The sequence below is a fragment of the Ensifer sp. 1H6 genome (assembly GCF_001976035.1).
Classification (GTDB): domain Bacteria; phylum Pseudomonadota; class Alphaproteobacteria; order Rhizobiales; family Rhizobiaceae; genus Ensifer; species Ensifer canadensis.
The window spans coordinates 38892-51893 of record NZ_MOAI01000002.1 but is presented as its reverse complement, the minus strand read 5'-3'; the positions used below and the strand labels follow the sequence as shown (position 1 = coordinate 51893).

The following is a 13002-nucleotide window of genomic DNA, read 5'->3' as shown; positions in this document are numbered from 1 at the left end:
CAGCAGGTCACCAGGGCCGGGAGCAGGCGTCCACCTTACGCAGGAAGTTCACTTCACCCAGGAACAGGTCGTCAATCGCCTCGAGCCGCAACGCCTTCATGACCATGCCTCCCTCCACAATTTCCCTGGTGCCAATAGGATTGTCAAAGCGGGACGGTCAAGGACGCGATCGAGGAAGGCGATAACCCCAGCGCTGCCGCACGGCCGCAGCATAGGTGCGGCTCACCGGCACTTCGGTTCCATCGCAAAGCAGGATCGTCATGCGACCGTTATCACGGACGAGGCGTGCAACATGCGCGTCCGCCACCCAATGGGAACGATGGACCTGCAGGCCCGCCACCGGGCCGAGTTCACCGAGCGCATCGGCGAAGCGCAACAGGACGAGTTCACGGCCGAGAGTGGTCGTCACTTCCGTGTAGTGATCGCTAACCGTCACGTGCAGCGGCAGGCCGCGATTGGCGGGTTTCAGGCGCAGAAGCAGCGGTACCCGGCCCGTCTCCTTGAGAAGAGCCGGGTTGCGGGACGTCTGTTGCCCGGCCTCGTCGGACGCGATTGCGGTGGTGCCGGCGTCATTCAGCTCCAAGGCGAATTCAGTGTTCATCGTCATCCAGGTCAAGGTGCAGAACAAGAGCGACAGGAACAGGCCGGTCGCGATGTCCGTCATGACGTCAGCGACTGTTGGAATGGCCGAAAAGGTCGCCGAGCCGATCGCGGTGGTCACGAGGCCGATCGGTATGCTGGCAACGGCTGCACCGATCATCATGCGAACGAAACCGGAGGCAACCTTTTCGCGCAGCAGGCCATTGGCAAGCACGGCCGAAACGATTGCGATCGCCCAGGTGACGGCGTGCAGCACGAGCCAGAACCCGAGCCGCGGCACGACAGCCAGGCGTTCGGCAGTGCCATAGGGCCCCGTGACCCAAAAGATCAGCACGACTGCAGCAAAGGTTGCCCAGAGGCGTGGCGCCTTGACGACAAGATGCAGCTCACGAAGCGTGGATTGCAGAAATGGGCGTTTCACGAAGTTTTCCGTCCGTTCCAGTCAAAGCGTTTGAGCGCAGCCCGGAGCCTGCCGCAAGTTCGGGGAAAATCAACAGCATAGAAATTTTTCATGACATTTTCACCTCTTCTCCATGCATCGTTCGCAGTGCAGCTGCACGTCGCGACCGTCATCCCGGCTGCCATCCTTGGTGCTTTCCTGCTTGCCCGTCCGAAGGGCACACGCCTGCATAGGCTGCTCGGCAAAATCTGGCTCGCACTCATGGTCGTGACCGCATTCTCCACGTTCTTCATCCATGAAATCAAGCTGGTCGGCGGTTTCAGCCCCATTCACCTGTTGTCGATCTATGTGCTCTTCGGCAGCTGGCAGACGATTGCGGCCGCCCGGCGGCACGACATCCCCGCGCATCGCGGGCATGTGGCTGGCATGTATCTCGGCGGCATTGTCGTTTCCGGCCTCTTCACACTGCTGCCCGGAAGGCTGCTGCATGCGAGCCTGTTCTCCGAGCTTTCGATCTGGCAGTCAGCGGTGATGGCGGCTCTGCTGGCTGCGCTGCTCATTTCCGCAGCCGTCCTGTCGATCCGACAGGGTCGTCTCTTCGGTCGCCGCAAGTCCTCGAAAAGATTAGCTTGATCGCAACCTTACGGGCCTGATTGCGTTTTACAACGGCATTCGGCCCGGCATATAAAAGGTCTGACCGATATTGCGTATCGATCCATGCCGGGAGGACAGATCATGGAATGGAAAGGCCGCCGCCAATCCGGAAACGTTGAGGACCAGCGCGGGGCGAGCCCCGGCGGCGGTCTGGGCGGTAATCCATTCGGCCGCGGTGGTGGCTTCCGCATGCCCGGCGGTGGCGGAGGCATGCGTGGCGCCGGCGGCGGCATGAGCTTCGGCACCATCATCTTTCTGGTCGTGCTCTATTTCATCCTGAAGGCCTTGGGCATCGACATGCTGCAGGTGCTGAACGGCGGCGGCGGTCCGGTCGCGCAGCCGGGCTTCGAGCAGAGCGATGGCTCGCCGGTACCCCGCGGATCGGCGCAGGAAGAAGAGATGAAAGCCTTCATGTCGACGGTGCTGGCCGAAACCGAAGACACCTGGAACGGCATCTTCCAGGCGAGCGGCGAACAATATCAAGAGCCGAAGATGGTGCTGTTCAGCGGCTCCGTGCGCTCCGCCTGCGGCTTTGCCTCGGCAGCGTCCGGCCCGTTCTACTGCCCTGGTGACCGCAAGGTCTATCTCGACATGGGTTTCTTCGACGAGCTTGAGCAGAAGTTCGGCGCATCTGGCGACTTCGCGCAGGCCTATGTCGTTGCGCATGAAGTTGGCCACCATGTTCAGAACCTGATCGGCGTGCTGCCGAAGTTCAACCAGATGCGCCAGTCGATGGGTGAAGCCGAAGCCAACCAGATGTCGGTTCGCGTCGAACTGCAGGCTGATTGCTTCGCCGGCGTCTGGGGCAAGTATACCCAGCAGAAGGGCCTGTTGGAGCAGGGCGATCTGGAAGAGGCGCTGAACGCCGCCACCCAGATCGGCGACGACACGCTGCAGAAACGCATGCAGGGCTACGTCGTCCCGGAAAGCTTCAACCACGGCACATCGGAGCAGCGCATGCGCTGGTTCAAGCGCGGCTTCGACAGCGGCAAGATGGCGGCCTGCGACACCTTCTCCGGCCAGGTCTGATTCCAGACCGTCCAGGGAAAAAGCAAAGGGGCCGGCGAGAACTGTCGGCCCCTTTCGTTACCCGGGATTAGAGCGCTCTGGGTTAGACAAAGTTGCAGAGAACACTCTACAGCGCTGCGCGTCTTATTCGACGCGCAAAGATCGCTGTAGCACTTTGAATTGCTGCATGTTTTCACGCATTTCCTGACGGAAAACCGCTTCGCACTTTTCCTGGAAATGCTCTAATGGCGCTCGCTGTCCATATGGGCGAGCTGCGCCTCGGGATAGCGCGCGCCTGCGGCCGCATCCCTCGGCACCGCCCGCTCGATCGCGGCCAGATCTTCCGGTGTCAGATGTACCGCTTGCGATGCCAGCGCTTCGGCCAGCCGGTCGCGACGACGTGCACCGATGAGCGGCACGATATCCTTGCCTTGGGCTGCGACCCAGGCGATCGCAATCTGTGCCACGGTGGCGCCCTTCGCATCCGCCACGCGCTTCAGCGCGTCGACAAGGGCCAGATTTGTGTCGACATTGCCCGCCTGAAAACGTGGGCTGGCCGCGCGGAAGTCGCCACGTGCGACCGCATCCTTCTGCCAATGGCCGCTGATCAGGCCGCGCGACAGCACGCCATAGGCGGTAATGCCGATACCGAGCGCACGGCACGTGGGCAGGATATCGTCCTCGATGCCGCGCGAGATCAGCGAATATTCGATCTGCAGATCCGCGATGGGATGGACGGCCGCTGCCCTTCGGATGGTCTCGGATCCGACTTCCGAAAGCCCGATATGCCTGACATAACCTGCCTGCACCAGATCAGCGATTGCGCCCACTGTTTCTTCGATCGGCACGTCCGGGTCGAGACGGGCAGGGCGGTAGATGTCGATATGGTCGACGCCCAACCGCTGCAGGGTATAGGCGAGAAAGTTGCGCACCGCCTTCGGTCGGCAATCATAGCCCACCCAACTGCCACCAGCGTCTCTCAAGGCACCGAACTTCACGCTGAGAACGACCCGATCGCGGTCCTGGCCCTTGAGCGCTTCGCCAATCAGCATCTCGTTGTGGCCCATGCCATAGAAGTCGCCGGTATCGATGAGCGTAATTCCCGCATCGAGCGCCGCATGGAACGTGGCGATGCTTTCCGTACGATCCGACGGGCCATACATGCCCGACATGCCCATGCAGCCAAGGCCGATGTTGGAAACCATAGGGCCGACTTTTCCGAGCGAAACCTGATCCATTCTCGTTCTCCTTCGGCGGCGCGCCTTTGCGCCCTTCTTCGTCCCCATTGTTACGCCCGGTCCTATCGTGCGATAATCCCGTACAGTCAGAACAAGCCGTACGGCATTTCGCACAATGAACGATCTTCCTCTCGCCGACCTCGATGCCTTCACCGCCGTTGCGCGCGAGCGCAGCTTTCGCGCTGCCGCCGAGAAGCGGGGCGTTTCCGCTTCGTCGCTGAGCGAAGCGCTGCGGCGGCTCGAAGCCAAACTCGATGTGCGGCTCCTCAACCGCACGACCCGCAGTGTAACACCGACGGAAGCCGGCATGCGGCTACTCGAGCGCCTGCAGCCGGCACTCGGGGAGATTGCCGGCGCGCTCGACCAGGTGAGCGAATTGCGCGACAGTCCCGCAGGAACCCTGAAACTGAACGTGCCCACGGTCGTCGCGCGCGTGATCCTGCCCTCGATCATTGGGCGCTTTCTGAAGGTAAATCCTGCCATTTCGCTGGAGGTGACGGCAGACGACGGCTTCATCGACGTCCTTGCCGCCGGCTTCGACGCCGGCATCCGCTACGAAGAGCGGGTCGAGCGCGACATGATCGCCATTCCGATCGGACCGCGGCAGCAACGCTACATCACTGCCGCGTCGCCGGACTATCTCGCGCGACACGGCCTTGCCGCAACACCCGCACGATCTTCTGGAGCATGCCTGCATCCGGCATCGCTTCGCAAGCGGCGTCAGCCTAGCCTGGGAGTTCGGTGACGGAGACGCAGCAATCTCGATCGCCCCTCCGACTGTCGTCATCGCGAACTCGGTCGATCTTGAAATTGCCGCTGCAGTCGAAGGTCTCGGCGTCATCCGGACGTTCGAGGAGTTCCTGGCGCCGCATCTCAAATCCGGCGCCGTCGTGACGATCCTCGACGAATGGGTGACGCCCTTTCCAGGGCCGTTTCTCTACTATGCCAGCCGCCGCCACATGCCGGCGCCGCTTCGAGCCTTCGTCGACTTTCTCAAGGCCGAGCAACGGTCAGGGGTGCGCTGAATGGCGGCCATTTTGGGGAGCAATGGATCAACAAACGCGATTGTTCTCATAAAAAACTTTGAGATGTTCACGTATTGTTTCGACTAAAATTACGCGTTACACCTAAATTGGTAACGTCGTTCACGTTCTGTCTCCGCGCTGGCGACGGATGGCGCAGGGAGAGTTTCATGCTCGACGAAAAGTTCGTGCGGCGCGGCCTGTTCCTCGTCTTTCTCATCCTGCTTCTCGACATCATCGGCATCGCCATCATCGTGCCGGTGCTGCCCACCTATCTGGAGGAGCTGACCGGCGCCAATGTCAGCGACGCGGCGATCGACGGCGGCTGGCTGCTGCTCGTCTATGCCGCGATGCAGTTCCTGTTCGCGCCCCTCATCGGCAACCTCAGCGACCGTTTCGGACGCCGGCCGATCCTGCTTGCCTCCGTGCTCACCTTCGCCATCGACAATCTGATCTGCGCTCTCGCGACCAGCTACTGGATGCTCTTCGTCGGCCGTGTGCTCGCCGGCATCAGCGGCGCCAGCTTCGGCACCGCTTCGGCCTATATCGCCGACATCAGCCATGACGGAAACCGGGCGAAGAATTTCGGCCTGATCGGAATCGCGTTCGGATCCGGCTTTGCACTGGGGCCGGTCATTGGCGGGCTGCTTGGCGAACTGGGTCCGCGTGTGCCGTTCTATGGTGCCGCGGCACTTTCCTTCATCAACTTCCTGCTCGGCGTTTTTCTGCTGCCGGAGACATTGGACAAGGCGCATCGTCGCCGCTTCGAATGGCGGCGCGCCAATCCACTCGGCGCGCTCAGGCAGATGCGCAACTATCCCGGCATCGGCTGGGTCGGGCTGGTGTTCTTCCTGTTCTGGATGGCGCATTCGGTTTATCCGTCCGTCTGGTCGTTCGTATCGTCTTACCGGTACGGCTGGAGCGAGGGGGAAATCGGCCTGTCGCTCGGCATCTTCGGCATCGGCGGTGCCATGGTGATGGCGTTCGTACTGCCGCGCGTCGTGCCGCGGCTTGGCGAGTGGCGGACGGCCGTCCTCGGCCTGATTTTCACGGCACTCGGTGCCGCGGGCTACGCTGCTGCCTGGCAGGGCTGGATGATCTATGCCGTGATTATCGCCACCGCGCTCGAAAGCCTCGCCGATCCGCCGCTGCGCAGCATCGCCGCCGGCCATGTGCCGCCGTCGGCGCAGGGAGAGTTGCAAGGGGCGCTCACCAGTATCGGCAGCATCACGACGATCATCGGCCCGCTGATCTTCACCCAGATCTTCGGCTACTTCACGAGCCCGACGACCACGGTCTCCTTCTCAGGCGCCCCCTATGCACTCGCCAGTTGCTTCGTCGTCGGTGCGCTCGCGGTGTTCTGGCTCAAGGCACCAAAACGGCTCGCGGTCGCGGCTGAACATATCGAGCCCGCAGTGTCCATGGCCGAACCGCGCTACTCCGATCGCAGTGCCATGCACTGAAATTGATCAATATTCGTGATCTTTGGATGAAAAATTGAGCAGTCGGAGCTTTGTTACTGGTTCTTTTGCCGGCCGTGATCTATTTCGGTCATCCTTGCCTTCGTTCTGACCTGCCGCATTTCGGCCGCGTCGACATCCAGGAATCCGTCATGCTGACCGCCACTGCGAGCCCGACCCCGGTGCAAACCGACAATTCATGGCGCACTCATTATCGTGCAAGCCTCTATCTCGGGGTGCCCTTCATCGGCGCACAGCTGGCGCAGCTTGCGATCAACACAACCGACGTCTTGATGGTGGGCAAGCTTGGCGCAACGCAGCTTGCGGCAATCATCCTGGCGACGCAGATGTACTTTACCATCTACATCTTCGGCAGCGGCTTCGCCAACGCGGTCGTACCGATGGCCGCGCAAGCCCAGGGCAGGGGCGACAAGGTCTCCGTGCGTCGCTCCGTGCGCATGGGTCTCTGGGTGGTGCTGTGCTATGGCGTGCTGACGGCGCCGGTGCTCTGGCTGGCGGAACCGATCCTGCTGCTTGCCGGCCAGCAGCCGGAGGTCGCGGCACTCGCGGCCGAGTATCTGCACATTGCGCAATGGGCGATCTTTCCCGGCCTCATCTTCATGGTGCTGCGGGCGTTCCTGAGCGGTCTGGAGCGGGCGGGGATCATTCTCTATGTCACACTGGCAACGCTGGTTCTCAATGCAGCGCTTTGCTACGTGCTGATCTACGGCCACTACGGCTTTCCGCAGCTGGGCATCTTCGGCGCGGCCGTCGCCGCCCTTGGCGTGGCCGTGCTCGGCACGGTGCTGACCATCGCCTATATCAAGAGCAAACCGGAACTGAACCAGTATGAGCTGTTCGTGCGTTTCTGGCGCCCGGATTGGCCCGCCTTCAGGGAAGTCGTCTATCTCGGCATACCGATCTCGCTGACCATTCTTGCCGAAGTCAGCCTGTTCACCGTCGCCTCGTTGCTGATGGGAACCATCGGCACGATCGAGCTTGCCGCACACGGCATCGCGCTGCAGTTCGCCTCGCTCGCCTTCATGATCCCGCTCGGAATTGCGCAGGCGGCAACCGTGCGCGTCGGCCTTGCCTACGGCCGTGGCGACATGCTCGGCGTCCGGCGTGCCGCGATCTCGGCACTGGTGCTCGGAGCCATCTTTGCGATCATCGGCAGCGCCATCTTCGCTCTCTTCCCGAGCCAGCTCGCCGCCCTTTATCTTGACACCAACCGGCCGGATGCCGCGCAAGTGCTCGCCTTTGCCGCTCCGCTCATCGTGATCGCCGGCGCGTTCCAGCTGGTGGACGGATTGCAGGCAATCGCCGCCGGCATGCTTCGCGGGCTCAAGGACACAAAGGTGCCGATGATCCTGGCGATGATCTCCTATTGGCCGATCGGGTTCCTTTGCGCCTGGGCCTTCGCGTTCCCGCTCAAGTTCGGCGGCATCGGCGTGTGGTTCGGCTTCGTGCTGGGACTTGCCGCTGCAGCATTGTTCCTGAACTGGCGGTTCTTCCGGATGATCCGCGACCACAAGGTGACGGCGGCTTAAGCATCGACCAAAGAAAAAGCCGGACGGGCAGGGGATGCCGTCCGGCTTACAAAAGGCGACCACATCAGGGGAGAATGTCGGTCGCTTATTCCGAAACTCCTGGAGGAAGTTTCTCAAGGTCTCTAAACGTTGAACCCGCCGGTCTCATTGGAGCCCAGTCGATCGCGCTGGAGGTCGCGTATCGTGCGGGCAAAATCGACGAGAAAGACGAAACTGATTACCGCCGCGGCGGTCATGAAGACTGTCGCCATGACATGATACCTTTAGCCGAAGATCTTACGGTTGCTTGAACGGTCACGTTGCTCACGGGACTCGTCGCGGAGTGCATGTATCGTCGCAAATATCATTGCGAAAAACATCGTCATCGAAAACAGAGCAAGTCCCATAGCCGTCATCCTTTCAGGTTCCTAAACGGCAGTATCTTCAAAAAGGTTCCGTTCTTTCTTGCTTCACATTACCGATTGCAACGTGAAACACTCTTGAACATGGCATTCATCTAGCATTCATTTCTTTGGTGCCACTGTTTCCCAGGGAACAGGCCCGCGCTCCTGCACAACTCTTGCGATCTGTCGCCGTCCATGACAAAAGGCTTCACCAAACGGAAACAGGTGCGATGACGACGGCATTCTACCCCGGCTCCTTCGATCCGATGACGAACGGGCATCTCGACGTACTTGTTCAGGCGCTGAACGTGGCGCGCAAAGTCATCGTGGCAATTGGCATCCATCCGGGCAAGGCGCCGCTTTTCTCGTTCGACGAGCGCTCGGACCTCATTCGCCAGTCGCTGCTCGAGTTTCTGCCCGAGCGTGCCGCCGACATCGACGTCGTCTCCTTCGACAATCTCGTGGTCGACGCTGCGCGGCAAAGCGGCGCAAAGCTGCTTGTGCGCGGCTTGCGCGATGGCACTGACCTCGATTACGAGATGCAGATGGCTGGCATGAACCGGCAGATGGCGCCGGATGTCCAGACCTTGTTTTTGCCGGCTGGCACGGCATCGCGGCCCATTACAGCCACATTGGTCCGCCAGATCGCGGCCATGGGCGGCGACGTCAGTGCCTTCGTGCCCAAGGCTGTTCACGCGGCGCTGCAGGCCAAACGCAAGGCCTGAGCCGCCACACTCCATTCACCACTCAGGGAGAAACCATGAAAATCCTCCACCTCGCTTTCGCCGGTGCCGTCACGCTTGCGTCCTGGACGGGAACGGCGCTTGCGCAGTCGGCCGACAACTTCCTCACAATCACGCTGAAGGATGGCCCTGTTGTCGTCGAGCTTCGCCCTGATATCGCGCCGAAGCACGTCGAGCAGATCAAGGCGCTTGCAACAGCCGGCGAATACGACAACGTCGCCTTCCACCGCGTCATCAAGGGCTTCATGGCCCAGACAGGCGACGTCCAGTACGGCGACATGGAAAACGGCTTCCAGCCCCAGGCTGCGGGCACGGGCGGTTCGTCCAAGCCGGACCTGCCGGCCGAATTTTCCGACGTACCGTTCGAGCGCGGCACGGTCGGCATGGCCCGTTCGCAGGATCCCAACAGCGCCAATTCGCAGTTCTTCATCATGTTTGCCCCGGGCGACTTCCTCAACGGCCAGTACACGGTCGTCGGCAAGGTCGTCTCCGGCATGGAGAACGTCGATAAGATCAAACTCGGTGACGACGCCAACAACGGCTCCGTCGCCGATCCCGACCGCATGATCAGCGTCAAGGTCGGCAAGTAAAGTCAACAGAAGGAGAAAACCCATGGCCGAGATCAAAGATCCGGAAAACACGATCATCATGGAGACCACCAAGGGCAAGGTCGTCATCGAGCTTATGCCGAACGTGGCTCCGGGTCATGTCGCCCGAATCAAGGAACTGGCACGCGAAGGCGCCTATGACGGCGTGGTGTTTCACCGCGTGATCGAGGACTTCATGGCACAGACCGGCGACGTCCAGTACGGCAAGACCGGCGGCGAGCACTTCAACCCGTCGCGTGCCGGCATGGGCGGCTCATCCAAGCCGGACCTGAACGCTGAATTCTCGAACGTCAGCCACATTCGTGGCACGTGCTCGATGGCGCGCAGCCAGATGCCGAACTCGGCCAATTCGCAGTTCTTCATCTGCTTCACCGATGCTCCGTGGCTGAACAAGCAGTACTCGGTCTGGGGCCAGGTCATCGAAGGCATGGACAACATCGACAAGATCAAGCGCGGCGAACCGGTGCGTGATCCCGACACCATCGTGTCCATGCGGGTTGCCGCCGACGCCTGATTTGCGCTAATGCACAAACCCGCCCCGGTCGCGCCGAAAGGCCCTGGGGCGGGTTTGCTTTTTTTTCAGAAACGATCCATGCGCGTAGACCTGTTCGACTTCGACCTTCCGGAAACCTCGATTGCGTTGCGGCCCGTAAATCCGCGCGACAGCGCCCGCATGCTCGTCGTCGACCCGCAGGCGCCGGAACTCCTGACGGATCACGGCGTGCTCGACCTGCCGTCCTTCCTGCGTCCCGGCGACGCACTGGTGTTCAACGACACCAAGGTCATTCCGGCGCAGCTCGAAGGCATTCGTCGACGCGGCGAAGAGATTACCACGCCCGTCTCGCTGACCCTGCATATGCGGGTCGCGCCGGATCGCTGGAAGGCGTTTGCCCGGCCGGCACGCCGCCTCAAGGTCGGCGACCGCATTGCCTTTGGCCACGGCGGCAACAGCTGCATGCTCGGCACACTCGACGCAACTGTCGAGGAAAAGGGCGACGCCGGTGAGGTGACGCTGCGCTTCGATCTCGCCGGACCGCTGCTCGACGAAGCGATCATGGCCGTCGGGCACATTCCATTGCCGCCATATATCGCCTCCAAACGCGCAGAGGATGCTCAGGACCGCGTCGACTACCAAACGGTCTACGCCCGTGAGGAGGGCGCCGTAGCCGCCCCTACCGCTGGCCTGCATTTCACCGAGCGGCTGTTTTCCAGGCTGAACGAACTCGGCATCGAACGTCATTTCGTCACCCTGCATGTCGGCGCCGGGACATTCCTGCCGGTCAAGGCCGATGATACCGACGACCACGTGATGCACCTGGAGATTGGCCAGGTCGATGCCGCAACCGCCGAACGCCTCAATGCCGTCAAGGCGAGGGGCGGCCGGATGGTCTGCGTCGGTACGACGTCGCTACGGCTGATCGAAAGTGCGGCGGACGAACACGGTATCATCCATCCCTGGTCAGGCCCGACCGGCATCTTCATCACGCCCGGCTACCGCTTCCGCGCCGTCGACATGCTGATGACCAATTTTCACTTGCCGAAATCGACGCTGTTCATGCTGGTTTCGGCCTTCTGTGGCCTCGAGACGATGCGCGCGGCGTATACCTACGCGATCGAGAGCGGCTACCGCTTCTATTCCTATGGCGATTCCAGCCTGCTTTTTCGGAAAGACTAGATGACCGAAACCTTCCAGTTCAAGCTGCACGCAACCGACGGCAAGGCGCGCCTCGGTGAGGTTTCCATGCCGCGCGGCACCATCCGTACGCCTGCCTTCATGCCAGTCGGAACCGTCGGCGCGGTCAAGGCGATGTATCTCGATCAGGTCAAGGATCTCGGCGCCGACATCATCCTCGGCAACACCTACCATCTGATGCTGCGCCCTGGTGCTGAACGCGTGGCGCGGCTTGGCGGTCTGCACAACCTCATCCGCTGGCAGGGTCCGATCCTCACCGACAGCGGCGGCTTCCAGGTGATGTCGCTTGCCGGGCTGCGCAAGCTCGACGAGCAGGGCGTCACCTTCAAGAGCCATGTCGACGGCGCGCTGTTCCACATGTCGCCGGAACGGTCGATCGAAATTCAAGGCTTGCTCGGCAGCGATATCCAGATGCAGCTGGACGAGTGCGTGGCTTTGCCGGCCGAGCCCAAGGAGATCGAGCGGGCAATGGAAATGTCATTGCGCTGGGCGGAACGCTGCAAGGTGGCGTTTGGTGACCAACCGGGCAAGGCGATGTTCGGCATCGTCCAGGGCGGCGACATTCCGGCACTGCGCGTGCGCTCGGCGGAAGCCCTGAAGGGGCTGGATCTCAAGGGCTACGCCGTCGGTGGACTTGCGGTCGGCGAGCCGCAGGAGGTGATGCTCAGAATGCTCGACATCACATGCCCCGAGCTACCTGCCGAAAAGCCGCGCTATCTCATGGGCGTCGGCACGCCCGACGATATCCTAAGGTCGGTCGCACACGGCATCGACATGTTCGACTGCGTCATGCCGACCCGCTCCGGACGACATGGTTTGGCCTTCACCCGCCATGGCCGCATCAACCTGCGCAATGCGCGCCATGCCGAAGACCTGCGGCCGCTAGACGAACAATCCTCGTGCCCGGCGACGCGCGACTATTCGCGCGCCTATTTGCACCACCTGATCCGCTCGAATGAGTCACTCGGGGGCATGCTGCTCAGTTGGAACAACCTTGCCTATTACCAGGAACTGATGGCGGGCATTCGCCTGGCAATCGAAGAGGGCCGCTTTGCCGACTTCATGGCCGAAACCCAGGAAACCTGGCGGCGAGGGGATCTGGCGCCACTCTGAGGACCAGACCTGCTCAGATCTCCGGACCTGGGGCCGACTGGAGCATCATGACGCCGTTGATCTTGTAGCTGCCGTCGGGCTGCTTCATCAGCTGGTAGACCGCCGTCCAGTCCTTACCATCGGGAGCCGAGATCAGCACCTCCTGAATGACCTGATCGCCCACCACCTTGGAGCGGCCAAAGGCAAAATTTCCGGGCCGATAGACCGGCTGGTAGCCGCGCCTGACCATGTCGAAGAAGGCCGTCTTGTCGGGAAACTTGCCGCGTATCGCCGGCGAAGCGAAGGAGTAGGCGGCGTCCGCATCGTCATTGAGGAAAGCCGCGATCTGATCCTGGATGATCGAGCGTGCCGTATCGACCGGTTCTTCCGCCCGACAAAGGCCCGCGCCTGCGAGTTGCGCTGCGATACCGAAGGCAATGGCAAATGTCCTGATCATCACCGATCTCCACCAGACGTTTCTGCCTGCTCCTGAAAGCATAGGTCGTTTGCACGTTCTGGAAATGGCGCGGACAGCGCCGTGCGCTTCTTCA

At 61.6% G+C, this 13002-nt stretch carries 13 protein-coding genes and 1 pseudogene; 10 read left to right on the top strand and 4 right to left on the bottom strand.

Going from position 1 to position 13002, the window contains the following annotated elements:
• Positions 1-157 precede the first annotated feature (157 nt).
• A complete protein-coding gene (locus tag BKP54_RS03160; protein ID WP_025427077.1) occupies positions 158-1021 on the bottom strand; it encodes a LytTR family DNA-binding domain-containing protein in 864 nt (287 codons plus the stop codon).
• A 90-nt stretch (positions 1022-1111) separates the two neighbouring features.
• Here BKP54_RS03160 and BKP54_RS03155 point away from each other — a divergent pair, with 90 nt between their 5' ends.
• Positions 1112-1633 carry a DUF2306 domain-containing protein gene (locus tag BKP54_RS03155; RefSeq protein ID WP_084814272.1) on the top strand — a complete coding sequence of 174 codons (522 nt, stop codon included), beginning with the start codon at positions 1112-1114 and terminating at the stop codon, positions 1631-1633.
• A 102-nt stretch (positions 1634-1735) separates the two neighbouring features.
• Positions 1736-2683: a neutral zinc metallopeptidase gene (locus tag BKP54_RS03150; protein WP_025427075.1), complete on the top strand. Its 948-nt coding sequence runs from the start codon at positions 1736-1738 to the stop codon at positions 2681-2683.
• 221 nt (positions 2684-2904) lie between these two features.
• On the opposite strand, the gene BKP54_RS03145 is transcribed toward BKP54_RS03150, so the two are convergent.
• Positions 2905-3900 carry an aldo/keto reductase gene (locus tag BKP54_RS03145; RefSeq protein ID WP_025427074.1) on the bottom strand — a complete coding sequence of 332 codons (996 nt, stop codon included), beginning with the start codon at positions 3898-3900 and terminating at the stop codon, positions 2905-2907.
• Positions 3901-4015: 115 nt separating this feature from the next.
• Here BKP54_RS03145 and BKP54_RS03140 point away from each other — a divergent pair.
• The 3 genes and pseudogenes from BKP54_RS03140 (at position 4016) to BKP54_RS03130 (ending at position 7932) form a co-directional block, all read left to right on the top strand.
• Positions 4016-4925, top strand: a pseudogene (locus tag BKP54_RS03140) (LysR family transcriptional regulator).
• A 167-nt stretch (positions 4926-5092) separates the two neighbouring features.
• Positions 5093-6385 (top strand): tetracycline resistance MFS efflux pump, encoded by a 1293-nt coding sequence (locus BKP54_RS03135; protein WP_025427073.1) that lies wholly within the window; start codon positions 5093-5095, stop codon positions 6383-6385.
• 149 nt (positions 6386-6534) lie between these two features.
• A complete protein-coding gene (locus BKP54_RS03130) occupies positions 6535-7932 on the top strand; it encodes an MATE family efflux transporter (RefSeq protein WP_025427072.1) in 1398 nt (465 codons plus the stop codon).
• A 122-nt stretch (positions 7933-8054) separates the two neighbouring features.
• On the opposite strand, the gene BKP54_RS37065 is transcribed toward BKP54_RS03130, so the two are convergent.
• On the bottom strand, positions 8055-8183 hold the full coding sequence (locus tag BKP54_RS37065; RefSeq protein WP_255569870.1) for a hypothetical protein: 129 nt from the start codon (positions 8181-8183) through the stop codon (positions 8055-8057).
• A gap of 362 nt (positions 8184-8545) precedes the next feature.
• Here BKP54_RS37065 and coaD point away from each other — a divergent pair, with 362 nt between their 5' ends.
• The 5 genes from coaD (at position 8546) to tgt (ending at position 12472) form a co-directional block, all read left to right on the top strand.
• Positions 8546-9040, top strand: coding sequence for a pantetheine-phosphate adenylyltransferase (gene coaD / locus BKP54_RS03125; RefSeq protein ID WP_025427070.1), 495 nt, complete (start codon positions 8546-8548; stop codon positions 9038-9040).
• A gap of 35 nt (positions 9041-9075) precedes the next feature.
• Positions 9076-9648 carry a peptidylprolyl isomerase gene (locus BKP54_RS03120; protein ID WP_025427069.1) on the top strand — a complete coding sequence of 191 codons (573 nt, stop codon included), beginning with the start codon at positions 9076-9078 and terminating at the stop codon, positions 9646-9648.
• 22 nt (positions 9649-9670) lie between these two features.
• Positions 9671-10180, top strand: coding sequence for a peptidylprolyl isomerase (locus BKP54_RS03115; protein ID WP_025427068.1), 510 nt, complete (start codon positions 9671-9673; stop codon positions 10178-10180).
• Between the two features lie 78 nt (positions 10181-10258).
• A complete protein-coding gene (queA, locus tag BKP54_RS03110) occupies positions 10259-11341 on the top strand; it encodes a tRNA preQ1(34) S-adenosylmethionine ribosyltransferase-isomerase QueA (RefSeq protein WP_025427067.1) in 1083 nt (360 codons plus the stop codon).
• Positions 11342-12472, top strand: coding sequence for a tRNA guanosine(34) transglycosylase Tgt (tgt, locus tag BKP54_RS03105; RefSeq protein WP_057208604.1), 1131 nt, complete (start codon positions 11342-11344; stop codon positions 12470-12472).
• A 13-nt stretch (positions 12473-12485) separates the two neighbouring features.
• Here the strand turns inward: tgt and BKP54_RS03100 are convergent, their stop codons facing one another.
• A complete protein-coding gene (locus BKP54_RS03100; protein ID WP_057208602.1) occupies positions 12486-12908 on the bottom strand; it encodes a DUF4864 domain-containing protein in 423 nt (140 codons plus the stop codon).
• Positions 12909-13002 lie beyond the last annotated feature (94 nt).